The organism is Glycomyces luteolus, assembly GCF_027622875.1.
GTDB classification, from domain to species: Bacteria; Actinomycetota; Actinomycetes; order Mycobacteriales; family Micromonosporaceae; genus Glycomyces; species Glycomyces luteolus.
The window spans coordinates 174,313-199,879 of record NZ_JAPZVP010000011.1; the positions used below are offsets into that span (position 1 = coordinate 174,313).

Here is a 25,567-nt window from a genome sequence, read left to right on the forward strand (position 1 = left end):
TTCATCGCCCAGGCGCCCACGCCGTGGAGGACCTGACGACCAGTTCGGTCTGCAGGGACGGCACCCGCGGCGGGGGCGCCTGATCGATCCGGCTGAGCAGCTCCTGCACCGCTGAACGGCCCTGCGCGGCGAAGTCGACGCGCAGGGTCGTCAGCGGCGGAGCGAAGTACGCGGCCTCGGGGATGTCGTCCACACCCGTGACACTCACGTCCTCGGGGACGCGCAGGCCCAGCTCGCGCAAGGCGAGCATGGCCCCCAGCGCCGTCTGGTCGTTCGCGGCCACGATCGCCGTCGCGCCCAGGTCGCGGCCGCGGGCCATGACCACGTCGTAGCCGGACTTGGCCGACCAGTCCCCGTGGATCGTCCCGGCCGAGACCAGGCCCTGGTCGCCCAGCGCGCGCTCGTACGCGCGGGCGCGGTTGCGGGAGGCGGAGTAGTCGGGCGGCCCGGCGATGTGGAGGAACGCCTCGTGGCCGAGCCCGGCCAGGTAGGCGATGAGCGACGGGAAGCCGATGTCGCTCAACTCGGTGCGGTGCCCGGTGACCTCGTCGTCCTCTTCGGCGGCTATGTGCGCCGGGACCCGGAAGTCGGTCCGCTCGAACACCTCGGTCATCGCGTCGGTGGAGGCGAGCGCGAGGATGCCCGCCACGTCCTGGCTCGCGGCCAGTCGGACGGCCTCGTCGACCGCGTCGGCGTCGGTCATGTCGAACGTGATGATGTCGAGCAGGTAGCCCGCCTGCCGCGCGGCGGCGCTGGCGCCCTGCACGATCCGGCTGGGGCCGACCTGCTCGAGCTCGTGGGTGAGGGCGGCGAGGCGGTGCGGGCGGCCGCTCTTGAGCGAGCGGGCCGTGAGGTTCGGCCGGTACTGCAGCTCGGCCAGCGCCTTGGCCACCTTCTCCTGGGTCTGCGGCCGGATGCCCTTGTAGCCCTTGAGGTAGCGGCTCACGGTCTGGTGGGAGACGCCGGCGGCGCGGGCGACGTCGTAGATCGTGGCGGGTTTCGAGGCCGCCGCTGCCGACGCCTCGCCGGGCGTCCCCGGGGAGGCCGTCGTCTCGCCGACCGCGTCCACTGCCATGCGTCTCCTCCGAAGTCCGGTGCCCTGTGCACCTGATTGTCTCTTGCCGCGCGCTTTGATGCTCAGTCTGGCTCGCGCTGTCGAGTTTATCGAAAACATCTTGGTAAACTCATCTTGTTTTCGAAAACATTCTGCGTTAGCGTACACACCTGTCCCACCCGCAACAGCAACGGAGCGAACTCGCGATGCCCCCTCACGCCTTCCGACCACCCCGCCGCGACTGGCGCGGATGGCAGTTCACCGGACCCTTCGCGGCGGTCTTCGTGTTCGTGTTCATCGCCCCGCTCGCCTACGCGCTGTGGCTGAGCCTCTTCCAGAACCGGCTGGTCGGCGGCAACGCGTTCGTGGGCCTCGAGAACTACCAGACCGCGCTCACCGACCCCCAGCTCTGGGACGGCTTCCTCCGCGTCCTGGTCTTCCTGCTCGTCCAAGTCCCCGTGATGCTCGTCCTCGCGCTCATCGCGGCCCTCGCGATCGACAGCGCCCGGCTCTACGCCACCGGGCTCTTCCGCCTGGTGATCTTCCTGCCCTACGCCGTCCCCGCCGTCGTCGCAGTCCTGATGTGGGGCTTCATCTACGGCGACCACTTCGGACTCGCCGCCGACGTCAACGAGCTCCTCGGCACCGACCTGCGGCCCTTCGCGCCCTCATGGGTCCTCGCCTCCCTCGGCAACATCGTCACCTGGGAGTACGTCGGCTACAACATGCTCATCTTCTACTCGGCGCTGAAGACCATCCCGTACGAGCTGTACGAGGCCGCCGAGATCGACGGCGCCCGCGGCCTCCAGGTCGTCAAGGCGATCAAACTGCCCGCCGTGCGCGGCGCGGTCGTCATCGCCACCATCTTCTCGATCATCGGCAGCTTCCAGCTCTTCAACGAGCCGAACGTCCTCAAGCCCTTGGCCAACAACGTCATCAACAGCTACTTCACGCCCAACATGTACGCCTACAACCTCAGCTTCGCGGGCCAGCAGTACAACTACTCCGCCACGATCGCCATCGTCATGGGCGTCATCACCGCCGTGATCGCCTACGTGGTCCAGTTGCGCGGCACCCGCAGGGAGGACCGCTGATGTCCACCGCCCACCGCACGATCCACCCCCGCGCGCGCCGCCCGCGCCACTCGATCACCCGCCCGCGCAAGTCGCTCGCCCTCACGGTCCTGATGGGACTCTTCCTGGCCTACGCGCTCGTGCCGCTCGCCTGGCTCTTCATCAACGCCTCGAAGACCCAAGCGGACCTCTTCAGCGGCTTCGGCCTCGCCTTCGGCGACTCGTTCGCCCTGTGGGACAACATCGCCCGCACCTTCACCTACGACGACGGCATCTTCCTGCGCTGGCTCGGCAACACCCTCCTGTACGTGGTCGCCGGGGCCGGAGGCGCGACCCTCCTCGCGACCCTCGCCGGATACGGCCTCGCCAAGTACGCCTTCCCCGGCCGCAAGGCGTACTTCGCCGTCATCCTCGGCGCCATCGCGGTGCCCGGGACCGCCCTCGCCGTGCCCACGTTCCTCCTCTTCAGCGAACTGGAACTCACCAACACCCCGTGGGCGATCATCGTCCCGTCGCTCATCAGCCCCTTCGGGCTCTACCTGATCTGGGTCTACACCCTCGAATCGGTGCCGAAGGAACTCCTGGAGGCCGCGCGCATCGACGGCGCCGGCGAGATGCGCATCTTCTGCACCATCTCCGCGAAGCTCCTCGCCCCCGGGATCGTCACCGTGGCCCTCTTCGCGGTCGTCGCCACCTGGAACAACTACTTCCTGCCGCTCATCATGCTCAGCGACCCGAACTGGTACCCGCTCACCGTCGGCCTCAACCAGTGGAGCGAGCAGGCCTCCGGCGTCGCCGCCGAACCGATCTTCAACCTCGTCCTGACCGGATCGCTCATCACGATCGTCCCGATCGTCGCGGTCTTCATCCTCCTGCAGCGCTTCTGGCAGTCCGGCCTCAGCGCCGGAAGCGTCAAGGGCTGACCGGACCCCTCCGGCCCGCTCGAACCACCAGGGAGTGTCCGCGCCCCCGCACAACGAAGTGAAGGAACCCGAACCATGTCCACCATGAAGCGCCGCACCGTCATCGGCACCGTCCCCGCAGTCCTCGCCGCAGGCACCCTCGCCGCCTGCGGCGACGACACCGAGGCGGCCGCCACCGGCAAGCCCGAAGACCTCGACGCCGCCCTCGAAAAAGGCGGCAAGCTCACCTACTGGACCTGGACGCCCTCCGGGGAAGCCCAGGCCGCCGCCTTCACCGCCCAGTACCCGAACGTCGAGGTCGAAGTCGTCAACGCCGGCACCGCCACCGACGAGTACACCGCCCTTCAGAACGCCGTCGCCGCCGGATCGGGCGCGCCCGACGTCGCCCAGATCGAGTACTACGCGCTCCAGCAGTTCGTGCTCTCCGAATCCCTCGTGGACCTCACCCAGTACGGCTTCACCGACCTCGAATCCCAGTACACCGCCTCGACCTGGGCCGCCGTCAACCTCGGCGGCGTCTTCGGCCTCCCGCAGGACTCCGGGCCCATGGTCATGCTCTACAACCAGGCCGTCTTCGACGAGTTCGGCCTCACCGTCCCGGCCACCTGGGACGAGTACGTCGCCGCCGCGGAAGCACTCCACACCGCCGACCCGAACCGGTTCCTCACCAACGACGCCGGCGACCCCGGCTTCGCCCAGCCGCTCATCTGGCAGGCCGGCGGCCGCCCCTACAACGTGGACGGCACGAGCGTCACCATCGACCTCCAGGACGAAGGCACCCGCCGCTGGGCCGACACGTGGAACCGGATGCTCCAGCCCGGCCTCCTCGCCCCGATCCCCACCTGGAGCGACGACTGGTGGAAGGCCCTCTCGGGCGGCACCGTCGCCAGCCTCATCATCGGCTCCTGGATGCCCGGCATCCTCGAAGGCTCCGTGCCCGAAGGCGCCGGGAACTGGCGCGTCGCACCCGTGCCCAGCTACGACGGCAGCCCCGTCACCGCCGAGAACGGCGGCAGCGCCCAATCGGTCCTCAAGCAGTCCGCGAACCCGGCCCTCGCCGCCGCCTTCCTGCGCTGGCTCAACAGCTCCCCCGAGAGCATCGCCGTGTTCCTCGAGAACGGCGGCTTCCCCTCCACCGCAGCGGAACTCGCCTCAGCGGAGTTCATCGGCAAGGCACCGGACTACTTCGGCGGCCAGAAGATCAACGAGGTCTGCGTCGCCGCCTCCTCGAACGTCGCCACCGGCTTCCAGTACCTGCCGTTCCAGGTGTACGCCAACAGCGTCTTCCCCGACACCGTCGGCACCGCCTACACCGAGCAGGGCGACCTCAACGCCGGGCTCCAGGCCTGGCAGGAATCGCTCGAGAGCTACGGCGAAGCCCAAGGCTTCCAGGTGAACTGACCTTCACTCGGGCACCTGGACGGCGGCTGCGCGGCCGCGGCGATTCGTCTCGGCCGCGACCGCGCAGCCCTCCAGCCGCACCAAGGCGCCTTCAGGCGAGCGACGGCTCCCGCTCCGGCTCGCGCACACCCCGCCACATGGCGAGGAACGCCACGAGACCCACGGCGGCGCACATGATCCAGACGAACGCGTGCTCAACCTGGAACAGGTAGGTGCCCACTGTCGGACCGAGCGCGTAACCGCCGATCTGGGCCGTCGTGATCGCCCCGATGTACCGGCTCCGGTGCCGGTCGCTCGGCGCAGCCAGCGCCGGATACGCCACCACCGAAGGCGCGGAGATGATCTCGCCGAACGTCCACACCAGCACCCCCGCGAAGAACACCCAGATCCCCGCGGGCAGACCGAACAGCGCCAGGCCCGCCCCGATGAAGAGGCTGCCGAACGCGATCGTGGTCCGCATCGGCAGCCGCTGCGTGTACCGCGTCACCGGCAGCTCGAACGCGATCACGATGGCGCCGTTGAGGGTCACGATCGTCCCGTACAGCCACGCCGGATGGCCCTCGCTCAGGATCTGCAGCGGCAGCACCGCCTGGTACTGCGACTCGATGAACCCGGTCAGGAACATCGCGACGATCACCAGCGTGTACTTCGCATCCTTGAAGACGTCCCTGTAGCCCACCGCCGCGGTCGACTCGGACGGCTCCCCGTCGCGCACGTCCGGCAGCAGGAACAGCGCGATCAGACCGAACGCGAGGTGCGTCAACGCGTTCACCACGAACATCAGCGCGAACGAATGCGTCAGCAGCCACACCCCGAGCATCGGCCCGAGCGCCGCCCCGACGTTCAGGCCCAGGCGCGCCGCCGCCGAGACCATCACCAAGCGCTTCGGCGGCGTCAGCGCGGCCATCATCGCCGCGGCGGCGGGCCGGTACATCTGCCCGAACAGGCCCGCCGCGAACGCCAGCGCCACGAGCACCCGGTAGTCCGCCGCGAAGGCCACACCGAGGACCGCGCTTCCGGAGAGGAGCATCGAGCCGACGATCACCTGCCTCGCGCCCCACCAGGCCGTCACGGTGCCCGACGCGAAGCTGCCGACGATCGAGCCGATGCCGAACACGGTGAGCGCGAGGCCCGCGCTGGCGGGGGAGCGGCCGAGGTCGGTGAGGTAGAGGGTGAGGAAGACCGCGATGAAGGTGCCGGTGCGGCTGAGCGCGATTCCGACGAGCAGGGTGATGACGGAGGGCGGCAGGTGCCGCAGGGTGGACCAGACGCCGTCGGCTTCAGGATCCGGCTGCTCGGTGCGGCTCATGCGGCTCCCCGCAGCGGCGTGCACTCGAAGACGGTCTCGGCCTCGGCGCGGTCGAGGATCGTTTCGCACTCCCTTGCGGTGTCGCCCATGGCGATCAGGCAGCCGTAGCGGGCGATGTACCCGTCGGGGGGCATCAGGAGCTCGTCACCCGGGGCGGCGACGGTGACGGTCTCCAGTTCGCCCGGCCGCTCGGCCGGGAGGGCGATCTTGTCGACGACGGCGCTGCACGGGGGGACGAGGAACCGGATGGCGGTGTGGCGGTCCCGCCGGCGGGTCAGGTCCGGTTTTTCACCGAGGGCGAGCCGGGTGCCCACGGTGCCGGAGTCGATCCCGTTGGCCAACTGGCCGAGGTAGGGGATGAGGTCGCCGCCCAGGCGGCCGTTGATCTCCACGAGCACGGGGCCGCGGGGGGTCAGTTTGACCTCGGTGTGGGTGCTGCCGTGGCGCCAGCCGACCGCTTTGTGCGCGGCGGCGAGCATGGCGGTGAGCTCGCGGTCCCCGAGCAGCGGGTCGTCAGGATCGACGTGGTGCCCCATCTCCTCGAAGTACGGTTCGGGGCCGATGCGCTTGCGCGCCAGTGCGTACGGAAGGTATTCGCCGTCGATCACGGCGGCGTCGACGCTGATCTCGGGTCCGGTGAGGTACTGCTCCAGGAGTAGGGTGCCGTCGTTGGTCATTCCGGCCTGACGGGTGCCGCGAGCGGCCGCCATGGCCGCGGCCAGGTCCCCAAGCCGGTCCACTTTGATCACGCCCTGGCTCGCGCCGAGCGCGATGGGCTTGACCACCAGCGGGAATCCGATCGCGGCGGCCGCCGCGGTCCCGTCGTCGCCGGGGGCGAGGACGTGGAAGGCGGGCTGCGGGACACCGGCGATGGTGAGCAGCCGCCGGGTCGCGGACTTGTCCCGGACCGCGCGCACCGCTTCGGGGTCCGGGCCGGGCAGGCCGAGTTCGGCGGCCGCCGCCGAGGCGGCCTGGATAGCGGCCTCGTGCCAGCAGAACACGCCGAGGACGCGGTGCTCGGCGGCGACGCGGCGCACCGCCTCCAGGGCCGCGTCCGGGTCGAACACGTCGCAGACGCTGTGCCCGGCTAGGTATTTCGCCTGCCAGGTCGGTTCGGCCGGGTCGAGGGCCCACAGCGGCGGGCCGTCCTCGGCGGCCGAGGCCAGCAGGTACTCGCGGAATTGCTCGTGCCCGGTCCCCATGATCAGCAGCAGGTCCATCGGCGTCAGCTCCATTCTGGTCAGGGCAGGATCAGTCCTTGCTCGGTGAAGGCGTCCCGAGCGCCGGGCTGTTCGAGGACGCCCACCTCCTCGAACAGCCGCAGGGTCTTCGCCGCCGAGTGCCGGATGCCGCCCAGCACCTTCTCGCTCGAGAACGAGTCGGCGATGACGTCCTTGACCTGCGTCTCGCTCAGCCCGGTCGACAGCAGCGCGTCCCGGGCCGGGTCGGTGGCCGGGCGCAGCGACCGCAAGACCAGCGGCGGCAGGTAGTGGGCCACGCGCTGCCGCAGCGGCGGCTCGAGCTGGCTCCACAGGTGCTTGAAGAAGGCGCTGAAGAACGCGTGGTGGCGGCCCTCGTCGATCGCGTGCTCGCGCACGGTCTCGCGCATGATCGTCACGACGCTCTCGTCGGGCGGGATGTCCGAGAGGATCGAGGTCACCAGGGTCTCGAACACCACCACCTGCAGCAGTTCGACGAGCCTGCGGTGCTGCGGGAACTCCTCGCCGACGGCGTCGAGGCCGGCGATGAACGGCCCGAAGTCGTAGTCCAGCGCGGGAATCCCCGAGCGGTTCACCAGCTGGTGCTGGACGTCGAGGCTGTACAGCGAGTGGTAGCCCTCGTCGACGACGATCTTGTACGCGTCCATGCGGGTCGCCTCGTGGAGGTGCAGGCCGCTGGAGCCGTCCGCGATCTTCTGCGACGCGCGGACGACCACGGCGACCTCGAAGTGCATGGTGAAGCGCAGCCACTGGTAGGCGTGCTGCGCGACCAGGTACCGCCGCAGCACCGGGTCGTCCTGGTCCACGAGCGGGTGGCCGAGGTGCGGCACCAGGTGCTCGGGGAAGAACGCCTTGTGGATGTCGTCCTCGGCGTCGATCATCTTGCGGTGCTCGGACCGGACCCCGGCGCGTTCATACCAGTTGCGGAACGCCTCGATCCGCGGCATCGGCGCGTCGCCAGCGAACACGGCTACTCCCGGGTCCTCGCGGGGTGGTCGGCGGGCAGCTCCCGGCCGGGCTTGCCCACCAGGTACCCCTCGATGTAGAGGTGGTCGATCTCGGTGCGGGCGAAGGTCCGCAGCGCGTCCTCGGGGGTCTCCACGATCGGCTCGCCGTTGTCGTTGAAGGAGGTGTTGAGGACGATCGGCACGCCGGTGAGCTCCGCGACCCGCGAGATCAGCTCGTGGTACTCGGGGTCGCGGGCGGCGGCGACGGTCTGGACGCGAGCCGTGCCGTCCACATGGGTGATCGCGGGCAGCCCCTCGCGGCGGTCCTCGCGGACCGAGGGGACCAGCAGCATGAACGGGCTCTCGCCGCGGAAGTCGAACCAGTCCTCGACCGCCTCGGCCAGTACCGAAGGCGCGTAAGGGCGGAAGGGCTCCCGGTGCTTGACCGTGTCGTTGAGGTAGTCGCGGACGCGGGGATGGCGCGGGTCGGCGAGGATCGACCGGTGTCCGAGCGCGCGCGGGCCCATCTCGGAGCCGCCGTTCACCCAGGCCACGATCCGGTGCTCGGCCAGGAGCGCGGCGACGTCCGCGATTGGGGCCCGCCGCCACTCCAGTTCACCTTCGTACGCTTGCAGCGCTTCGAGGACCCGTGCCTCCGAATAGCGCTGTCCATATGCGGCGGTCGTCATCTGCCCGCGTCTTTCGGTGCCGCCCTCGAGGATCTGGTGCCAGCCGTAGAGCGCCGCGCCGATGGCGACGCCGGAGTCGCCCGCCGGGGCCGGAATGAAGACCTCGTCGAACGGGCCCTCGGCGAGGACGCGGTGGTTGGCGACGGAGTTGAGCATGACGCCGCCGCCGAGGCAGAGCCGGGTCTCGCCGGTGCGGCGGTGCGCCTCCGCGGCGAGGTGGAGCATCGCCTCCTCGAGCTCGTCCTGGACCTTGCGGGCCACGTCCTTGGCGAACTTGCAGTCCCAGCGCCGTTCGGTGAGCGACTCGAACTCGGCGCCGTCGGAGGCGACGATGCCCTTCCAGATCTGCTCGAGCCCTTCCTGGGAGACGGTGATGTCGAAGCCGTCGAAGGTGAGCCACCGGCCCCAGTCCGGTCGCGGTTCGCCGTACGGCGCCAGGCCCATCGTCTTGCCGGCCTCGGGGTAGCCGCCGCATTCGAAGACGCCGAAGTCGGGCGTCCCGTACCTGGTGGTGAACCCGAGCTTGGCGGTGAAGAAGTCGTAGAACAGCCCGATGCTCATGTCGCTGTAATCGACCGGGTACTCGGTGGACGCGACTCGGGCGAGCTCGATGCCGTCGCCCGTGAACAGGGTGTGCTTCTCGACCATCCCGTCCGTGCGGCTGCCCGCCTGGTCGACGATGAGAATCGCCGCGCTCTCGAACGGCGAGGTGTAGAACGCGGTCGCCGCGTGCGCCAGGTGATGCGAGGGGAACGGGAACGCCCGCACCTTGCTCTTGTCCTTGAGCGGCAGGTCGCGCAGGAGGCGCGGCACGGTCCGGTCGCCGAGGGGCCGGTTGCCCACGATGAGGTCGACCTCGTCGATGCCGATCCCGGCGGCGTCGAGGCAGTAGGCGATGGACTTGATCGGGATGATCTTCGTCAGCCGCTCGAAGTGGCCTTGGACGAGGAAGCCCTCGGAGTGCTTGATGCGGTCGAGCCGTTCCTCTTCGATCGCGGCGAGGACTTCGCCGTCCTTGACGATGGCGGCCGAGCGGTCGTGGCTGAGGTTGACGCCGAGGATGTAGGTCATCGGAGCTCGCTCCATTCGGGTGCGGGAGTAGGGGTGTCAGCTGCTGCGGCGGTAGAGGGTGCCTTCGCTCCAGACGAGATCGACTCGGCCCCAGGCCAGGGCGGAGGCGACATCGGGGAAGAACCCGCTGCCCTTGAGGTTCGCGCTGGTGTTGCACAGCACCGGGATGCCGCTGACCTCGAAATAGGACTCGAGGATCCGGCGCACGGCACCGTCGCCGCGCCCGACGGTCTGCAGCCTCGCGGTGCCGTCGAGGTGGACGATCGCGGGGACGCGGGCCCGCCACTCGGGACGGACCTCGTGGTCGAACAGCATGTACGGGTCGGGGCTGCCGGGGGCGAAGACCTCGGGGGCGGCCTCCTCCAGGCAGATCGGGGCCACCGGGCGGTACGGCTCGCGGTCCTTCACGTCGTTGAGGCGGTCCTTCATCTTCGGCGAGGTGGCCGGGGCGATGATCGACCGGCCGCCGAGCGCCCGGGGCCCCAGTTCGGCCCGGCCGTCGAGGACCACGCACGCCTCGCCGGTGCGGTGCAGGATCCGCCCCAGCTCGACCGCGTCGACCTTGGCGGCGCTCCAGCCCGCCGGGATCTCGGGCGTCGGCTTGAGCGCCGGTCCGAGCCTGGCGTGCCACTCCACGGGCGCTGCGGGATTGGCCCTGCCCAGGGCGGCGGCGCCGATCGCCGATCCGGAGTCGTTGGGGAACGGCGGCACCCACACGTCCTCGAACTCCTCGAGCGCGCGCAGCCGCGAGTTCCACTTGATGTTCAGCGCGCAGCCGCCCACGAAGCAGAGCTTCCAGCGGCCCTCGCCCTTCCATTGGCGCACTCGCGATCGCAGATGCTCAGCGAGGAGCCGCTCGAGGAAGACGTGGACGCTCGCGAGGACGTCCGCGTCCGAGGCGGCGGTCAGGCCGCGCCCGCGCAGGATCCGCTTGACCTCGCGGAAGTAGTGGTGGAGGTAGTCGAGCACCGGTTCGGAGGTGGAGCCGAACCCGCCGACGGCGTGGCGGTAGCCCACGGCCAGCGGCTCGTCGCCGGTGAAGTTCTCCTCGTACTTCTCGCGCAGGAGGCCGATCACGTCCTCTTTGGGCGATCCGAGGGCGATGTAGGCCATGAGCTTCCCGGCGACGGACAGGTCCTCGTTGACCGACGCGGGCCGCTCCTCCCAGTGGAACGGTCCGAAGTGGTGCGCGGCGACGGCGTACGTGTGCCCGGTGAGCGGGAACAGCGCGCCGCCGTTCTCCACGGTCCCGTCGGGGTCGACGTGGTAGAGGCGCGGGAAGCTGCCGCCGTCCCACACCAGCACCAGGGCCGGTTCGCGCCGCTGTCCGAAGGGACTGAGGCCGTAGGCGCTCGCCACGTGCCCGGCGACGTGGACGTGGCTGGTGTAGGGCCGGGCCCGCCCGGCGATCGGCAGGGTCCCGTCGAAGCCGGGCTCGAACAGGTTCGGCACGGCGTCGGTCTCGCGGTAGGGCGCGAGGTGGAGCAGGACGGGCTCGCCGTCCGACTCGAGGCTGACCTGGCCGTACTTGGCGCCGTCCCAGCCGTCGACGACCCACCGGTCCACCTGCTCGGGCCGGTAGCCGAATTCGGCGAGCAGCTCGGCGACGACCGCGAGGTCGGCTACCTGGCTGTGCCGGGCCCCGTTGCCGAGTTTCTCCATCTCGACGCTGAAGACCAGCCGGTCCCCGTCGATGAGCGCGACCGCGCCGTCGTGCGTGAGTTTGAGGCCGCAGACGATCATGCGTCAGCCCTTCGCGATTCGTGGCCCTTGGCGAGCAGGGATTCCAGGTTGTCGAGGACGTGGTAGGAGTCGGCGACGAGGTTGTCGGCCGAGGCGGCCCGGAGGAAGAAGATGCCGCCGTAGCCGAGCGCGCCGCTGGTGAGGTCGTACGCGGGCATCGGGGTTCCGACCGGGATGCACAGGCCCGGAACGGCGGTCACGGTGGTGTCGCGGTCGACGACGCCCGTCCAGTCCACGAGGGACTCGTCCCAGACGGGGTGGTCGTTCCACGGCCGACCGGCCGAGTCGGTGGCGATGAGCGACAGCGATCCGGCCGCCCCCTCGGCATCGCGGTCGGTGAGCATCCGCTCGGGCGGGTCGATCGGCTCGCCCAGGAGCGCGTCGGTGAGCATCCCGACGATGTCGACGCCGAAGCAGTGCTCGATCTCGGCGGCGACCATGACGCCGCCGATCCGGGCGGCGGACTCGAGGACGGAGAGCCCGCCGTCGGGGCAGAGCTTGAGTTCGGTGTGGGTGCCGCAGTAGTCGAGTCCGAGGGCGTCCACGGCGGCGCGGGCGACGCGCTCGATCTCGCGTTGGGCCGCTTCGGGAAGCGCGCAGGGGGCGAGGTTGCTCAGCTCGGTGAACGGCGGGATGGTCGGGATGCGGGAGGTGATGCAGATCGGGTGGTAGACGCCGCCCGCGACGACGCCCTCGACGCTCAGGTAGTCGCCGTAGCCGCTGTCGGCGTCCCACCAGGACTCGATGCTCGACTGGATGATCTCCTCGACGAGGAAGTCGGCGTCGGCGTCGGCGACCTGCAGTTCGGTGTAGCCGCGCTCGCGGGCCTGGATCATCGCCTCGTTCGCCTTGGCCCAAGCGGGTTCGACGTCCGCTTCGGTCTCGAGCACGAGCTGCCCGATGGCCCCCGCTCCCCAGGCGGACTTGAGGAGCATCGGGGCGGTCAGCTCGCGGAAGGCTCGGCGCAGATCGTCCGCGGAGTCGACTGGCCGGAACCGCGGCACTGGCACCCCGGCGTCCTCCCAGACCTGCCGCATCCGTCGCTTGTCGCGGGAGTTGACCGCATCGGGTCCGGCGCCGCGCAGTCCGAGTCGCTCGGCCGCTTCGGCGACGGCGATGACCGCGTACTCCGAGAGGGTCAGGATCGCGTCGGCGCCGATCCGCCCGGCCTCGCCGACGATCAGGTCGACCAGCTCGTCGCCGGTGCGCTCGAGGTCCCAATGCGGGGTCACCGAGGTGCAGTGCGGACTCCACAGTGGTTCAGTGTGCTGGGGTGGCGGCTTGAGCGCGAGTACGTGCAATTCGGCTTTGGCCGCGATTTTCGGAAAGGCGTACTCGAGTGGTGCTCCGCCTCGCGAATAGACGAAGAGCACCTTCTTTTCAGGCACAGTCGTCTCCCTACTGTCAAATCGAGAAGAACGCGGTGAACAGCGATCCGGCCCGCATTCGAGGCGGATCGGCCATGGGGGTATCTGGTTCCTGTAGGTGACACGACGTGTCAGGCCGGTGACGATCGTATGAGACGCGGGGGCCACTGTCAAGCACACCCTGGAATGCGCTTCCACAGTGGTTGCTGTGCACGAGAGGCGGTTACTGTGCCGCAGCGATTCCATTGTGACCGGAGTGAGTGCACATTGCGGCGCCGGCATTGTGCGTTCCTACCAGAGTGTCTCGATGACCAGGACTATGGCTACCGTCACATTCGGCGGTCCGCAGTGGATCTCGCCGCCGCTCAGCGCCGTGATCGTCACTCTGCGGTACCGCCCAGCGGTCGGCGACTTTCGTCCCAGCAACCTCAATGGATGCGTTGGATACCAATCAGCCCAATGGCATGGGAGCGCTGACCAATGGAATTCGCCGCCCGGTGCTAATCTGTCCGCGATCCCGACCGCCGGTGAAAGGGCCACTTTGATGAGCGCAGGCGCCGACCGACCACTGATCGAATTGCGGCACTTCGCCTGCAAAGCCGAAGACCCCTTCGCGTCGTTCATTCGACTGCGTGCCGCCGAAGGCGAGCAGAACGTCTTCCTCTTCGAATCCCTCGCCGGTCCCGCGGCCGACAAGACCCGCGCCATGATCGGCGCGACCCCGCTGCTCGACGTCGTCGTGCGCGACGGCGTCCTCGAATTCGACGGCCAGGAGCCGTGGCTCGCCTGGGCGGTGCGGCGGATGGCCGGCTTCGGCGGGGCGTACGCCGTGGACGGGCGGTTCTTCCGCCTCACCGAGCGCACCGAGCTGTGGGAGGCGCTGCGGCACTTGGAGAGCGGACTCGACGTGGACGGGCTCGACGCGCGTCGCTTCGGCTTCGGGTTCGTCGCCATGCTCAGCTACGACGCCGTGACCTACATCGAGACCCTGCCGCGCCTGATCGAGGCCCACGATCGAGTCCCCGACGCGGTGTTCCGGATCTACCGGTCCGTCATCGAGGTCGACCTCGTCCGCGGCGACTCGCGGCTCACCGTCGCCCACTGCCCTGAGTGGACTGAATCGGGAGGCGAGCCCGACCCGGCCGACGTGCACCGCCGGATCGAGGCCGCGCTCGCCACCGGCGACACCGGTCCGGACGCCGTGCCCGACGCGCCCTTGGGCGATGTCGAACCCGAGCTGACGATCACCCCCGAGTCCTACGGCGAGCGCGTCGAACGCTCCCTCGACCGCATCCGCGCCGGGGACATCTACCAGGTCCAGATCGGCCACGAGGTCCGCATGCGCGGCAAGCGCTCCGACCTCGACGTGTATCTGCGGATGCGGGCCAACAACCCCTCGCCGTACATGGGGTTCGTGCCCTTCGACGACCTCACGCTGCTCAGCGCCAGCCCCGAGCTCCACGTCCGCATCGAAACGGACCGGCTCACCATGCGCCCCATCGCCGGGACGGCCCGGCGCGGCGCGACCGCCGCCGAGGACGAGGCCCGCGCCGCAGCACTGCGCGGCGACGAGAAGGAGATCGCCGAGCACATCATGCTCGTCGACCTGTGCCGCAACGACCTCGGCCGGGTCGCCGACCCCGGCTCCGTCGAGGTCGACGACCTCATGAACGTTGAGACGTACTCCCATGTCCTGCATCTGGTCTCGACGGTCACCGCCGATCTCGCGGACGGGTTCGACGCCTACGACGTCATCCGGGCGACCTTCCCCGCCGGGACCATGACAGGCGCGCCGAAACTGCGGGCCATGGAGATCATCGAGGCCACCGAGACGAGCCGCCGCGGCATGTACGCGGGCGCGTTCGGCGTCATCGGCTTCGGCGGGTTCACCAACCTCGCCTTGAGCATCCGCACGGTCGTCGCCTCCGGCGACGCCTACACGGCCCGGGCCTCCGCCGGGGTCGTCGCCGACTCCTCGCCCGAGGGCGAATGGCGCGAGACCCTCGCGAAACTCGGCTCTTCGATCCACGCCGTCGTCGGCCAGTCCGCGCCGACGCCCCACGGCCATGCACTGGAAGGCGAAACCCGATGAAGGCCTTGCTCATCGACGCGTACGACAGCTTCGCGCACATCATCTACCAGTACCTGCGCGTCCTCGACATCGAGACCGACGTGATCCGCTCGGGCGACATCGCCCCGGCCGGCGCCCTCGCGCACGACGGCGACTTCGTGCTCCTCGGCCCCGGACCCGGCACCCCCGAGGACTCCGGCCATGTGGAGATGGTCCGGGCCCTCACCGGCGTCAAACCGGTGCTCGGCGTCTGCCTCGGCCACCAGGCGATCGGCGTCGCGTTCGGCGCCCGCGTGCGCCCCGCCCGCCACCTCATGCACGGCAAGACCAGCACCATCGTGCACGACGGCCGCGGCGTCTTCACCAACGCGCCGGAAGGCTTCAGCGCCACCAGGTACCACTCGCTGATCGTGGTCGAGAACAGCCTCCCCGAGGAGCTCGAGGTCACCGCCCGCTCCGCCGACGACGGCTACATCATGGGCCTGCGCCACCGCCGCCACCTCGTCGAAGGCGTCCAGTTCCACCCCGAGTCGATCCTGACCGAATCCGGCATCGGCCTCTTCGCCGGGTTCGCCGCCGCCGTCCGCGACCACGCCGGAGCACCGGCGTGAAGATCCTGACGATCAACGGCTCCGAACGGGCCCGCGGCTCCACCTGGCTCGCCGTCCAGGAGATCCTGGCCCGCGCCCGCACTCGCGGCTGCGAGACCGACGAGATTGACCTCGCCGAGCGCCGCGTGATCCGCTGCGACTGCGGACGCTGCAACTCCCGACCCGACCCGTGCCCGGTCGACGACGACGTGGGCGCGATCGTCGCCGCCATGATCGACGCGGACGCCGTGTTCCTCGCCGCCCCCGTCCACGGCTTCGGCCTCTCCTCGCTCATGCAGACCTTCGTCGAACGCGCCGGGGTCGGCCACCTCAGATTCGAACGGCCCCTGACGAACACGATCGGCGCGGCCGTCGTCATCGGACGCCGCTACGGCCACCTCGACGTGCACGCGCAGCTCCTGCACAACCTGCTGCTCAACCGCTTCATCATCGTCGGCAGCGGCTTCCCGGTGACCATCCACTCCGGAGGCGAGCAGGGCGTCCTGTCCGACACCGAGGGCATGGAGGCGCTGCACCGCACCGTCGACCGGATCATCGACATCGGCAACGCCCTCGCCGAGTCCGGCACGCGCCTGCCGCGACCGGACCAGGTCGAGCGGCGCGTCGGAAGGACGAGCTGACCGCGTGACCGCGACGCAGGCACCCCAGGCCCGGGTCGGCGGCATGGGCCTCCTCATCGGCAGCAAGTTCGCCTCCACAGTGGCGTACGCGACCTCGTGGGTGCTGCTGCCGCTCTACGTCTACCAGGCGAGCGGATCGGCGTTCCTGACCGCGCTCGCCTCCGCCGCGAACGTGCTCCCGTTCCTCCTCTTCGGACTGCTCGCCGGAGCCGCGGTCGACCGCTCCTCGCCCGTGCGCGTGATGGCCTGGACGGAAGTCGCCAACGCCGCGGTGCTCCTCTGCGTGCCGCTCCTCGCCGCCACCGTCGGCGCGGGCCCGATCGTGCTGTGCGCCATCGGATTCGCGTCAGCGACCGCGTACGTGTGGTTCGACGTCGCCAGCGCCGCGCTCGTCCCCGCGCTCGCCGGAACCGACGGCGTCTTCCGCGCCAACAGCTACCTGTGGATGACCACCACCGTGCTCACCGCCGTCGCCGCACCGGTCGGCTACTTCCTGCTCGACGCGCTCCGGCTCGGCCCCACGTTCGGCGTCCTCGCGGCCTGCTACCTCGTCTCGGCAGTCCTCATCGCCGCGATCCGGCCCCGGCCCGACACGGCAGGCCCGACCCGGCCCGAGCCCGGCGCGGTCTGGGCCGGCGTCAAATACCTCGCCGCCCACCCCCTGCTGCGCACCTACACCACCGTGAACGTCGGCGTCGGCGTGAGCGCCGGAGCCGTCTACGGCATGATGGTCGTCTTCGCCTCCCGCGCGCTCGGCCTCCCCAGCGACGACTACCGGGTCGCCTGGATCGTCGCCGCCTCCGGCGTCGGCGCGCTGCTCGGCGCGATCGCGGCCCGCCGCTTCAAGAACGTGCCCCCGATCCCGGCCGCCCGCTGGATGACCGGCCTCGACCTCGCCCTGCTGCTGGCCTACGCCGCCGCGCCGTCATGGCAGCTCGCCGCCGCACTCCTCCTGTGCTGGAACACCGTCCACACCTGCTTCCTGGTGGTGGGCATCTCGGTCCGCCAGACCGTGACTCCCCAGCGCCTCCAGGGCCGGGTGAACGCCATCGGCCGGATGATCGTCTGGGGCTCGGTGCCGCTCGGTACGCTGCTGTGCGGCGCCCTCACCGAGGTAGCCGGTCCACGATGGGCGCTGGCGGCCCTGGGCGCCTTCGCGCTCGCGAGCCTCGTCACCGCCCTGCGCGCCCCCAGCGCGCTCACCATGGAGAAGCCACCGCTTCAGAAAGCAGAGACATGACCGACTCCCGTCCGCTGAGGGTGCTGTTCGTCGCCTTCAGCCGCTCCAGCCTCGGCCACGTGACGCGCATGCGCACGGCCGCGCGGCGCTTCGCCGACGCTGGGCACACCGTCGCCGTCGCCGCCCACGAGGAGGTCCGGCACCTCGTCGAACACGCTGGGCTGCAATGGATCGGCATCGACGAGATCGGGCCCGCCCCGGCCTGGCGCGGCATGAACGACGTCGCGAGCCTGCGCGCCTTCGCCCGCACGCGGCTCGCCAGCCCCGAGTACGTGGAGGCCTCGCTGCGCGACGAGCTGCGCGCCATCGACGAGTTCGCGCCCGACGCGGTGGTCAGCGACATGCGCAACACCGCGTCCGTGGCGGCCTCCATGCGCGGCCTGCCGAGCTTCACCTGCCACAACCTGCGGCTCTTCAAACACCCGATGCACGCCGTGCTCCCGGAGATCCTCGCGACCCTCGAGGCGATCGGCGTCGCACCCGAACACCGTGCGCCCCTTGGAGACGCGGTGCTCGTGCCGGACCTGGCGCTGCTCGATCCGCTCGCCGACGTCCCGGCCGAGACCGCCGGCCTCATGGCCGGACTGACCTCCGAGATCCGCCACATCGGACCGCTCGCCCCGCGCGAGCTCCTCGAGCAGCCCGTCCGGTCCGAACGCGAACCGGTCCTGAACATCACGCTCGGCGGCTCGGGCGCGGGTGACAAGGACCTGCTGCGGGTCGTGGCCGCCGCGAGCGGCCTCGGAGTGCGCCTGGCGGTGACCCTCGGCGTCGACGGGCCTGACAGCGACGCGATGGCGGCGCAGGTCCGCGCCGCCGCGGGCGACGCCGAGACCGAGATCGCGGCGTTCCGCCATGACGCCGTCGACCTCATGTCGCGCAGCGCCGCCGCAGTCGTCCACGGTGGACATTCGTCGATGATCGAGGGACTGCTCTGCGCGACGCCGCTGGTGTTCACGCCCCAGTCCGCCGAGCAGCGCGGCAACGCCGCCCGCGTGGCCGGACTCGGCCTCGGCACCGTTGTGGCCGATGACGATCCGGCGGAAGCCGTCACCGAGGCGATCCAGCGGGCGCTGGCCGCCGACCGGGACCGGCACGCCGCGTTCGCGTCCGTGCTCCGCTCCTCCGACGGCGCGGGCGCGATGCTCGACGTCGTCGAGCGCGCCGTCGCGCTGCGCGAGGCCACCGGGAGCGCCGATGCGTGACGCGGTGCGCCACCCTGCTGTCCTGCTCTCGACCGCGATCATGACGCACCCGGCCCGCGAGGACCGGGCCCGCAAGCTCGCCGAGTCCCTGCCGGAGCTCAACCCGGCCGTCATCGTCGACGACACCGAGCCCGGCCGCGGCAACCTCGCCAACGCCCTGCGCGCCTGGGCCGCAGTGGGGGAGGACGCCACCCACCACCTGGTGCTCCAAGACGACGTCGTCCCCTGCGAGAACTTCACCGCCCTGGTGCACCGCGCCGTCGCCGCCCGCCCGGCGGAGGCGATCAGCCTGTTCTGCGAATGGGGATCGCGCAGCGCCACCCTCGCCCGCGTCGCGGCCCGCCGCGGCTGGGCCTGGGCGCGCGCCGTCGACATGTACACCCCCTCGCAAGGCCTGGTCCTGCCGCGCGAGCACGCCCTGGCGTTCGCCGCCGCAGAGGACACCGGCGGAGCCGACGACCTCGCCATCGTGGAGTATCTGCGGCGCAACAGGATCGACAACCTCGTCACGGTGCCGAACCTGCTGGAGCACGACGACCGGCTGAGCCTGACCGCCAACGGCTTCCAAGGGCCGCGCCTCTCCGTCTGCGCCGCCCCAGCCGGGGCCGAACCCGGCTTCGACACGCCCGTGGCCGGAACCGGCCTCACCCGGCTGCCCTACGCGTCCTGGATGCGGGTCCACGCCGAGTGGTTCTACTGCGGCGAGTCGCCCGACGAGTACACCTGGCTCGGGGACTTCGGCGACACGCGGCTGCCCGAAGGCTTCCGGAAGGCCGACCTGGCCGACCGCTTCCGCGCCGACCTCGCCGCGACGGGCGCGCCGCTGACCCACCAGGTCAGTGAACTGACGCTCTTCGAATACTGGACCGTCCACTTCGCACTCGGCCTCGTTCAGCCCGAGCCGCTGGAACCCGCTTCCGGCCCGCACTCCGAGGCGGCCTTCGCCACCGCGTTCCCCGGCCTGTTCCGCCGGTACCTGCCGATGGCCTCGATCGAGGCGCTGCGCGGCAGCGCGGGCCGCCTCGCCGCCGCCGCTTTCGAGCACGGCGCGGCCGCCGAACTCGAACGGCCGCATCCCGACTGGCACGGGGAGCCGCGGTGAGCGTCCCGGGTCCCGCGCCGCACCGCTGGCTCGGTCGGCGCCGCAGCGCCCACGAGTACGCCGTCGACCCCGTCGGCTACACCGCCCGCCTGTACCACGGGTACGGTCCCGTCGCCGGGCTCGTGCGCGGCGACCGCAAGCAGGTCTTCGCGTTCGGGCCCGAGCACAACCGGACCGTGCTCACCCGCGGCGACACCTTCCACACCGTCCTCGAATACGCCATCCCCCAAGGCATCCGCGACGCCAGGCGCGGCATCGGACTGCTCAACATGAACGGCCCCGAGCACCGGAAGGCGCGCCGCGTCGCCACGCCGTCCTTCAAACCCCAAGCGGCACTGGCGCACGGGGAGCTCATCGCCCGGCTCGCCGCCGAAGAGGTCGACTCGTGGACGCCCGGCGAGCCCTTCGACCTGACCGACCGGATGCGCCGCCTGACGCTCAGGATCGCGTGCCTGTGCTTCTTCGGCGTCGACATCGCCGCGCAAGCCGACCGCATCGGACGCATGGTCCAGGACATGCTCGCCCTGCGCTACTTCGCCTCGTCCATCCGCTACTTCCCGTTCGACCTCCCCGGCACCCCCTACCGGCGGCTGCTCACCGTGATCCGCAGACTCGACGGCGCGCTCGCCGACATCATCGACGCCCGCCGCGGGGGCAGCGGCGTCAGCGGCGCCGCCCCCGACCTGCTCCAGTCCCTCATGGACGCCCGCGACGAGAACGGCGACGGCTTCGGCGACGACCAGCTCGTCGGCCAGCTCACCACCCTCCTCGTCGCCGGGCACGAGACCTCCTCGAACACCCTGGCGTGGACGCTGCTGCTGCTCTCCCAGCACCCCGCCGAACTCGACAAGCTCCTCGCGTCCGTCCCCGAACGGCCCGCGCACGCGAGCGCCGCCCTCGACTTCCCCACCGGCCTGGACCACGTGCTCAAGGAGACCCTGCGACTCCTGCCGCCCGGCCCGAACACCTCGCGGATCGCCGTGGCGCCCACAACGATCGGCGACCACGAGATCCCCGCCTGGTGCCAGGTCGTCACCAGCAAGTTCGCCACCCACCGCGACCCTGCGGTCTTCCCCGACCCGCTCCGGTTCCTCCCCGCCCGGTGGGAGACGGCCCGGCCGAGCCTCTACGAGTACCTGCCGTACGGGGCCGGTCCGCACGCCTGCATCGGCGCGGCCTTCGCCGACCTCGAGATGAAGACCGTGCTCGCCACGGTCCTCGGCCGCTTCCGGATCGACCCCGCGCCCGGCGCGGCCGTCTCGCGACAGGTCGGACTCATGATGGCGCCCAAGGGACCCGTGCCCGTGATCGCGCGCCCCCGCACCGACCCGGTCCCGTCCTCCACCGCGGTCACGGGCGATCTGCACGAGATGGTGGACCTCGACGGCGAGACCCGATGGAGGCTCGGATGGCAGTAGACCCCCAAGTCAGCCTGGTGATGGCGACCTGCGACAAACGCGAATACCTCGCGCTCACCCTCGAATCCCTGCTGACGCAGACCTACCGCCGGTTCGAAGTGGTCGTGTGCGACGACGGCACCGCTGGCGGCGTCGCCGACCTCGTCGACCCGCTGCGCGACCGCCTCGCGATCACCCTGGTCGCGCAGGAGAACCGGGGACGCGCGGCCGCCCGCAACGCCGCACTCGAACGCGCCCAAGGCGACCTCGTCGTCTTCATCGACGACGACCGCATGGCCGCCCCCGGCTTCGTCGCCGCGCACGTGGGCGCCGCGAACGGCGACTCGCGCGGCGTCATCGGCTGGAAGCGCCGCGCGATGACCTGGTGGCGGCCCGGCGTCCTCCCCGTCGGCGAGGACGACCTGCTCCGCCTCGCCGACCGCGTCGGCTCCGCCGAGCGGCTGCGCGAACCGGTCCGGCTCCTCGAACCCGGCGTCCTCGCCGCCGATCCCGAAGCCGCGCTCGCCGCGGTCGAGAAGGGCGGCGTCGAACTCGGCGACGAGCCGGACAACTACCACGCGATCGTCGAGGAGTACGGGACCGGGCTCGAGGGCTTCCGCTTCGGCTGGGCGCTCGCGACGACCGCGAACCTTTCCGCCTCCCGCGCCGCTATCGAGGAGGCCGGCGGCTTCGACGAGACCTTCACCGGCTGGGGCCTGGAGGACACCGACCTGAGCTACCGGCTCCACCGGCTCGGCGTGCGGTTCTCGGTGAGCACCGAAGCGGTGAACTACCACCAGGTGCATCCCCTGGCCGACCCGAACCCGATGGTCGCGCAGCGCGTCATGCGCGCCCAGCTGATGCGCAACCTCGACCACTTCTGCCGGCGGCACCGCGCGCTCGACGCGTACCTGTTCCGTCGGCGCTGGGAGCACGCCATGACCCTGGCCGAGGCCGACCGGCTGCTGAAGCTGATCGAGCGGGAGACGGACCCGGTCCTGCGCCGCGAGCTCGAGGCGCTCTACGCGGACAGATGAGGCCCCGGGCGACCGCGCCGCCCGGGGCCGACAGCCGGACCGGTCAGACCTCGGCCGGGGCCAGGATCGGGCTGCCGACCTTGCCCAGGAGGTCGTTCGCCGGATGGTTGCGCCTGCTCCCGAGGAAGAAGCTGAAGATGGCGCTGCGCCACTCGTCCGGAGAGATCCGGTTGTCGTGGTCGGCGTCGAGGTACTCGAACACGCGGTGGCTCTCCTGGTAGTCCACGCCGTGCCAGTTGCGCAGGAGCTGCACGAACTCGCCGGAGCTGATGAGGCCGTCGCCGTCCTCGTCGGCGATCGCGAAGTAGGCGTCGGCGATCGACGCGAGCTTCGCGGCCGCGGCGAACTGGTCGCTGAGCATGTGCTCGGCGAGCGCCGCGCGCAGCTCCCGGCGGCCGACCCGGCCCTGGTAGCCGGCCTTCGGGGCGATGAACTCCGCCCACAGCCGCTCGGTGGCCTCGCGGAGCTCGAACCCCATCGGGCTTTCGACGGGCACGCCGCGGGCCCCGAGGACGCGGGCGGCCGCCTGGTTCAGGTTCGCCTCGGTGATGTAGCCGTTCCCGTCGGTGTCGAGCGTGTCGAACCAGCGGTCGAACTTGTTCAAGCGGACCCGTCCGACCGCGGCGGTGTGCCGGTACCGGCTGCCGATGAGGATCGCCGCCCCGGCTGCGACAGCGGTCGCCGCCGCCGCAGCTCCGACTGCCAGCGCTTTGGCCTTGGTCTTCTTCTTCATGGTCTTCCGTTCCTTCGTCCGTTGCGTGGTCGGCCCCTTGCGGGGGGCGACCATCTTCCTGTCCAGATCGGATCGTGCCACGGTGTGAGGGGCGGTGCGCCGAAACCGCTGATCCCGGTCCGAAGCCGGGACCGGTCCCGAGGGATCGGTGCTGCACTGGGGTGGTCCCGACGCCCCGAGGAGCGCCACCATGTACCCCGAACCCATTCCGACAGGACCGCCGGCCGAACCGCCGCCGCCGGCCTCACCGCCGACCGGGCCGCCGGCCGCACCCCCGCGTCCCGCGCCGCCCGGCCGCGAGACCGATCCCGTGGTCGCCATCGCGGGGAACGCCACGATGCTGGGCATCGGCTACATGTTCATGCGCCGCCCGATCCTGGCCGCTCTCGCACTGAGCGGGACCGGGTTCCTGGTCTGGTCGGCGGCCGTCCAGACCGAGCAGCCGCTGTGGCGGTACCTGCTGCCCGCGTGGGGGCTGGCGATGATCCTCCACGCGTGGCGGCTCACCCGCCGCACCCGGCCCGATCACCTCGTCGCCATCGCCGAACCGACACCGGTGCGGCGCGCGCGGTGCTTCGCCGTCACGGCCGCCGCCATCGTCGTGCTCACCGTGTCCTGGTTCCACCTCGACGCGTGGTGGATCGCCCGCGGCGCCGAGACCGCCCACGCCGCGGGCGACTGCGAGGCGGCCACCGCCGCGATCGACACCCTGGACGCGGTCCACCGCGTCGCCTTCGGGCCGGTCGTCCTCCGCGCCGAGGAGGAGCGCGAGGCCTGCGAACTCCTCCTCACCGCCCTCGACGAGGCGCGCGCCGAAGCGCCCACCGACGCCGCCGACGCCATCGAGACCTACCTGGAGCACCCCGGCGCCCGCTGGGACGGGGCGGGCCCCAAGCGCGCCGAGTTCCTGCTCGACGCGGCGATCCTCGACAGCCACCCCGATCTGTCCACTGTCGAGGAGGCCTTCGCGCAGCTCTCGGCGACGCTCGAGGAGCACCCCGGCCAATCGGGGACCGTGGAGGCCACGGTCGAGCGCTTCATGGCCGACCTCGCCGAGGCCCCGTCCTGCACCGGCCACACCGTCGACGACTGGCTGGCCGCCCAGGACTGGGACGCTGAGGAACTCACTGCACCGATCGCGGCCGCCGCAGACCAGGTGCCGGTCCGCATGCTCGGCTGCGCGCAGGAACGCGCCGGAGGCGACGCCGAGGGCGCCGGGATCCTCTTCCGCGAGTTCCTCACCGCCTACCCCGACCACGAGCTCGCGGGCGAGGCCGCCGACGGCATCCTCGCCTCGGGCACCTACTGCGCCGACCCGGTCGCCTACCGGGGCGCGCCCGCCGCCGACGGCGCGGGCCCGCACCCGATGCAGCTGGTCGGCGCCTGGGGCGCCGAGGGGCGCGGCTTCCCGGACTCCTGGCTGGCGACGACCGCCGCCGAGACGGCGCTGGTGGTCTGCGTGGACGCCGAGGTCGGCGAGTTCCAGGACTCCTGCATGTACCGCGCGCCCTCCGGCGACACGTTCTGGGCCACGTTCTTCGCGCACCGGTTCACCATCAAGGCCTACTCGCTCCAGACCGGCGAGGTCGTCGCCGACTACGCCCGCGAGATCGGGAACGCGTGCCCGAACCGCCTCGACGGGACGTACACCAGCATCTACATCTCCGTCTCCGACACCAGCATGACCATGGCGTCCGAGTACACCGACGAGCAGTTCCGGAACATGTTCGCCGGCCTCATGGATTGAGATGGATTGAGCCGGAGCGGTGCCGACCCTCACGACGGCACCGCTCCGGCGGCTTCACCGGTCCCCGCCCGGGAGGGCGACGGGGACGACCTCGTGGCCGGGAGCGCTGACCTGAACGGCCGCAGGGTCATCGGCGACGACGATGAGCCTGCCGTCGCCGATCCGGGTGCGGTGCCGGATCTCGGCCTCGGCGGTGACCGTAGCCGCCTCGCCGGTCGGCGATCGGTCGCCGAACGTGTTCCCGACTTCGGCCCGCGCCGGGACCGAGTACGGTCCCCAGTGGATGAAGATGCCGAGGCTCGCCTCCCGCGCCCATTCGGGAAGCTCGTCGCGGTGTGCTCCGGTCATGCTCAGTGGCCCTTTCGCGGTGTCACACCGACCACGCCGATGGTGAGCAGCAGGTTCGACCACTGGCGCTGGTCGCCGGTGGCGATGACGACGGCGACGTCGTCGGCCCGCGCGAGATCGTAGAACGCGAACCGCTCCACCGCCTCGAACGCGACCTCCTCGCCGAGCGCCGCCCGGTACGCGTCGTGCGCGGGCACCGGCGCGCCGTCGGAGGCCATCACGACCGCGCGCTCGATCGCGACCGCGTCGAGCAGCGTCTCCAGCACCTGGTCACCGGACAGCAGGCCCGGCCGGAGGTTGAGGTGGATCATCGCCGCCGCCGGATTGGTGTGCGTCGAGGATGGGAAGTGCCCGTCGGCGATGAGGATCCGCGAGCCGTGCCCGGCCGCGGCCAGCGCCGCGAGGAGCGGGGGGTGTATGAGCGGGTACGTCAGCATGCTTCCCTTTCCGCGGTCGGTCGGCCTCGGGGCGAGCTTCGTATCGACCTTGAACAAGATACATCTGATCTTTACTGGCGAGAAGTTGGATCTCGCGGGTTGAAATCCGCGTCCGCCCTGATCGATCGGACCCGTTGTCTGATGAATAGACCGGTGGGGGGGGGGGGGGGGGGGCCCGGCCCCCCGCCGGGGGGGGGCGCCCCGGCCGCGAGGCGGGGTGGG

At 70.9% G+C, this 25,567-nt stretch carries 22 protein-coding genes; 12 read left to right on the forward strand and 10 right to left on the reverse strand.

Annotation, left to right across the window (positions count from 1 at the left end; translation table 11 throughout):
- Nucleotide 1 precedes the first annotated feature (1 nt).
- Nucleotides 2-1,075, reverse strand: coding sequence for a LacI family DNA-binding transcriptional regulator (locus O1R50_RS15450; RefSeq protein ID WP_270110985.1), 1,074 nt, complete (start codon nucleotides 1,073-1,075; stop codon nucleotides 2-4).
- Between the two features lie 185 nt (nucleotides 1,076-1,260).
- On the opposite strand from O1R50_RS15450, the gene O1R50_RS15455 reads away from it, so the two are divergent.
- The 3 genes from O1R50_RS15455 to O1R50_RS15465 all read left to right on the forward strand — a co-directional run bounded on the left by O1R50_RS15455 (nucleotide 1,261) and on the right by O1R50_RS15465 (nucleotide 4,451).
- Nucleotides 1,261-2,148 (forward strand): carbohydrate ABC transporter permease, encoded by an 888-nt coding sequence (locus O1R50_RS15455; protein ID WP_270110986.1) that lies wholly within the window; start codon nucleotides 1,261-1,263, stop codon nucleotides 2,146-2,148.
- Nucleotides 2,148-3,050, forward strand: coding sequence for a carbohydrate ABC transporter permease (locus tag O1R50_RS15460; RefSeq protein WP_270110987.1), 903 nt, complete (start codon nucleotides 2,148-2,150; stop codon nucleotides 3,048-3,050). Before O1R50_RS15455 ends, O1R50_RS15460 begins: the two co-directional genes overlap by 1 nt.
- A gap of 75 nt (nucleotides 3,051-3,125) precedes the next feature.
- Nucleotides 3,126-4,451 (forward strand): ABC transporter substrate-binding protein, encoded by a 1,326-nt coding sequence (locus tag O1R50_RS15465; protein WP_270110988.1) that lies wholly within the window; start codon nucleotides 3,126-3,128, stop codon nucleotides 4,449-4,451.
- Between the two features lie 91 nt (nucleotides 4,452-4,542).
- Here the strand turns inward: O1R50_RS15465 and O1R50_RS15470 are convergent, their stop codons facing one another.
- The 6 genes from O1R50_RS15470 to O1R50_RS15495 are packed head-to-tail and all read right to left on the reverse strand — an operon-like array spanning nucleotide 4,543 to nucleotide 12,818.
- Nucleotides 4,543-5,760, reverse strand: coding sequence for an MFS transporter (locus O1R50_RS15470; protein WP_270110990.1), 1,218 nt, complete (start codon nucleotides 5,758-5,760; stop codon nucleotides 4,543-4,545).
- Nucleotides 5,757-6,980, reverse strand: a complete 1,224-nt coding sequence (locus O1R50_RS15475; RefSeq protein WP_270110991.1) for an ATP-grasp domain-containing protein — start codon at nucleotides 6,978-6,980, stop codon at nucleotides 5,757-5,759. Before O1R50_RS15475 ends, O1R50_RS15470 begins: the two co-directional genes overlap by 4 nt.
- Nucleotides 6,981-7,000: 20 nt before the next feature.
- Complete coding sequence (locus O1R50_RS15480) at nucleotides 7,001-7,948, reverse strand: diiron oxygenase (RefSeq protein ID WP_270110992.1); 948 nt, start codon at nucleotides 7,946-7,948, stop codon at nucleotides 7,001-7,003.
- A 2-nt stretch (nucleotides 7,949-7,950) separates the two neighbouring features.
- Nucleotides 7,951-9,687 carry a carbamoyltransferase family protein gene (locus O1R50_RS15485; protein WP_270110993.1) on the reverse strand — a complete coding sequence of 579 codons (1,737 nt, stop codon included), beginning with the start codon at nucleotides 9,685-9,687 and terminating at the stop codon, nucleotides 7,951-7,953.
- Between the two features lie 36 nt (nucleotides 9,688-9,723).
- Nucleotides 9,724-11,430, reverse strand: coding sequence for a carbamoyltransferase N-terminal domain-containing protein (locus O1R50_RS15490; protein WP_270110994.1), 1,707 nt, complete (start codon nucleotides 11,428-11,430; stop codon nucleotides 9,724-9,726).
- Entirely contained in the window at nucleotides 11,427-12,818 is a 1,392-nt protein-coding gene (locus O1R50_RS15495) for an ATP-grasp domain-containing protein (RefSeq protein ID WP_270110995.1), read from the reverse strand. The genes O1R50_RS15490 and O1R50_RS15495 overlap by 4 nt, the downstream gene beginning before the upstream one ends.
- A 523-nt stretch (nucleotides 12,819-13,341) precedes the next feature.
- Here O1R50_RS15495 and O1R50_RS15500 point away from each other — a divergent pair.
- The 8 genes from O1R50_RS15500 to O1R50_RS15535 are packed head-to-tail and all read left to right on the forward strand — an operon-like array spanning nucleotide 13,342 to nucleotide 22,080.
- Nucleotides 13,342-14,889, forward strand: a complete 1,548-nt coding sequence (locus tag O1R50_RS15500; protein WP_270110996.1) for an anthranilate synthase component I family protein — start codon at nucleotides 13,342-13,344, stop codon at nucleotides 14,887-14,889.
- On the forward strand, nucleotides 14,886-15,479 hold the full coding sequence (locus O1R50_RS15505) for an anthranilate synthase component II (protein WP_270110998.1): 594 nt from the start codon (nucleotides 14,886-14,888) through the stop codon (nucleotides 15,477-15,479). The genes O1R50_RS15500 and O1R50_RS15505 overlap by 4 nt, the downstream gene beginning before the upstream one ends.
- A complete protein-coding gene (locus tag O1R50_RS15510; protein WP_270110999.1) occupies nucleotides 15,476-16,099 on the forward strand; it encodes a flavodoxin family protein in 624 nt (207 codons plus the stop codon). Before O1R50_RS15505 ends, O1R50_RS15510 begins: the two co-directional genes overlap by 4 nt.
- 4 nt (nucleotides 16,100-16,103) lie before the next feature.
- Nucleotides 16,104-17,339: an MFS transporter gene (locus tag O1R50_RS15515; protein ID WP_270111000.1), complete on the forward strand. Its 1,236-nt coding sequence runs from the start codon at nucleotides 16,104-16,106 to the stop codon at nucleotides 17,337-17,339.
- Nucleotides 17,336-18,544, forward strand: a complete 1,209-nt coding sequence (locus O1R50_RS15520) for a glycosyltransferase (protein ID WP_270111001.1) — start codon at nucleotides 17,336-17,338, stop codon at nucleotides 18,542-18,544. The genes O1R50_RS15515 and O1R50_RS15520 overlap by 4 nt, the downstream gene beginning before the upstream one ends.
- The gene (locus tag O1R50_RS15525) at nucleotides 18,537-19,646 is read left to right on the forward strand and encodes a hypothetical protein (RefSeq protein ID WP_270111002.1); all 1,110 of its coding nucleotides are present in this window, start codon (nucleotides 18,537-18,539) and stop codon (nucleotides 19,644-19,646) included. The genes O1R50_RS15520 and O1R50_RS15525 overlap by 8 nt, the downstream gene beginning before the upstream one ends.
- Nucleotides 19,643-21,064 (forward strand): cytochrome P450, encoded by a 1,422-nt coding sequence (locus tag O1R50_RS15530; RefSeq protein ID WP_270111003.1) that lies wholly within the window; start codon nucleotides 19,643-19,645, stop codon nucleotides 21,062-21,064. Before O1R50_RS15525 ends, O1R50_RS15530 begins: the two co-directional genes overlap by 4 nt.
- The gene (locus O1R50_RS15535) at nucleotides 21,055-22,080 is read left to right on the forward strand and encodes a glycosyltransferase family 2 protein (RefSeq protein ID WP_270111004.1); all 1,026 of its coding nucleotides are present in this window, start codon (nucleotides 21,055-21,057) and stop codon (nucleotides 22,078-22,080) included. Before O1R50_RS15530 ends, O1R50_RS15535 begins: the two co-directional genes overlap by 10 nt.
- A 43-nt stretch (nucleotides 22,081-22,123) precedes the next feature.
- Here O1R50_RS15535 and O1R50_RS15540 read toward each other — a convergent pair whose 3' ends face one another.
- On the reverse strand, nucleotides 22,124-22,813 hold the full coding sequence (locus O1R50_RS15540; protein WP_270111005.1) for an EF-hand domain-containing protein: 690 nt from the start codon (nucleotides 22,811-22,813) through the stop codon (nucleotides 22,124-22,126).
- 190 nt (nucleotides 22,814-23,003) lie between these two features.
- Between O1R50_RS15540 and O1R50_RS15545 the strand changes: the two genes are divergently transcribed.
- Nucleotides 23,004-24,560 carry a hypothetical protein gene (locus O1R50_RS15545; protein ID WP_270111006.1) on the forward strand — a complete coding sequence of 519 codons (1,557 nt, stop codon included), beginning with the start codon at nucleotides 23,004-23,006 and terminating at the stop codon, nucleotides 24,558-24,560.
- Nucleotides 24,561-24,614: 54 nt separating this feature from the next.
- Here the strand turns inward: O1R50_RS15545 and O1R50_RS15550 are convergent, their stop codons facing one another.
- Together O1R50_RS15550 and O1R50_RS15555 are read right to left on the reverse strand one after the other, a co-directional pair.
- A complete protein-coding gene (locus tag O1R50_RS15550; RefSeq protein WP_270111007.1) occupies nucleotides 24,615-24,908 on the reverse strand; it encodes an alpha-L-fucosidase in 294 nt (97 codons plus the stop codon).
- A gap of 2 nt (nucleotides 24,909-24,910) precedes the next feature.
- Nucleotides 24,911-25,345, reverse strand: coding sequence for an RbsD/FucU family protein (locus O1R50_RS15555; RefSeq protein WP_270111008.1), 435 nt, complete (start codon nucleotides 25,343-25,345; stop codon nucleotides 24,911-24,913).
- Between the last annotated feature and the right edge of the window lie 222 nt (nucleotides 25,346-25,567).

Coding starts and splice junctions, on each gene's coding strand:
- O1R50_RS15450 (WP_270110985.1), bottom strand. CDS start 1,075: ATGGCAGTGGACGCGGTCGGCGAGACGACGGCCTCCCCGGGGACGCCC.
- O1R50_RS15455 (WP_270110986.1), top strand. CDS start 1,261: ATGCCCCCTCACGCCTTCCGACCACCCCGCCGCGACTGGCGCGGATGG.
- O1R50_RS15460 (WP_270110987.1), top strand. CDS start 2,148: ATGTCCACCGCCCACCGCACGATCCACCCCCGCGCGCGCCGCCCGCGC.
- O1R50_RS15465 (WP_270110988.1), top strand. CDS start 3,126: ATGTCCACCATGAAGCGCCGCACCGTCATCGGCACCGTCCCCGCAGTC.
- O1R50_RS15470 (WP_270110990.1), bottom strand. CDS start 5,760: ATGAGCCGCACCGAGCAGCCGGATCCTGAAGCCGACGGCGTCTGGTCC.
- O1R50_RS15475 (WP_270110991.1), bottom strand. CDS start 6,980: ATGGACCTGCTGCTGATCATGGGGACCGGGCACGAGCAATTCCGCGAG.
- O1R50_RS15485 (WP_270110993.1), bottom strand. CDS start 9,687: ATGACCTACATCCTCGGCGTCAACCTCAGCCACGACCGCTCGGCCGCC.
- O1R50_RS15490 (WP_270110994.1), bottom strand. CDS start 11,430: ATGATCGTCTGCGGCCTCAAACTCACGCACGACGGCGCGGTCGCGCTC.
- O1R50_RS15500 (WP_270110996.1), top strand. CDS start 13,342: ATGAGCGCAGGCGCCGACCGACCACTGATCGAATTGCGGCACTTCGCC.
- O1R50_RS15505 (WP_270110998.1), top strand. CDS start 14,886: ATGAAGGCCTTGCTCATCGACGCGTACGACAGCTTCGCGCACATCATC.
- O1R50_RS15520 (WP_270111001.1), top strand. CDS start 17,336: ATGACCGACTCCCGTCCGCTGAGGGTGCTGTTCGTCGCCTTCAGCCGC.
- O1R50_RS15525 (WP_270111002.1), top strand. CDS start 18,537: ATGCGTGACGCGGTGCGCCACCCTGCTGTCCTGCTCTCGACCGCGATC.
- O1R50_RS15535 (WP_270111004.1), top strand. CDS start 21,055: ATGGCAGTAGACCCCCAAGTCAGCCTGGTGATGGCGACCTGCGACAAA.
- O1R50_RS15540 (WP_270111005.1), bottom strand. CDS start 22,813: ATGAAGAAGAAGACCAAGGCCAAAGCGCTGGCAGTCGGAGCTGCGGCG.
- O1R50_RS15545 (WP_270111006.1), top strand. CDS start 23,004: ATGTACCCCGAACCCATTCCGACAGGACCGCCGGCCGAACCGCCGCCG.
- O1R50_RS15550 (WP_270111007.1), bottom strand. CDS start 24,908: ATGACCGGAGCACACCGCGACGAGCTTCCCGAATGGGCGCGGGAGGCG.
- O1R50_RS15555 (WP_270111008.1), bottom strand. CDS start 25,345: ATGCTGACGTACCCGCTCATACACCCCCCGCTCCTCGCGGCGCTGGCC.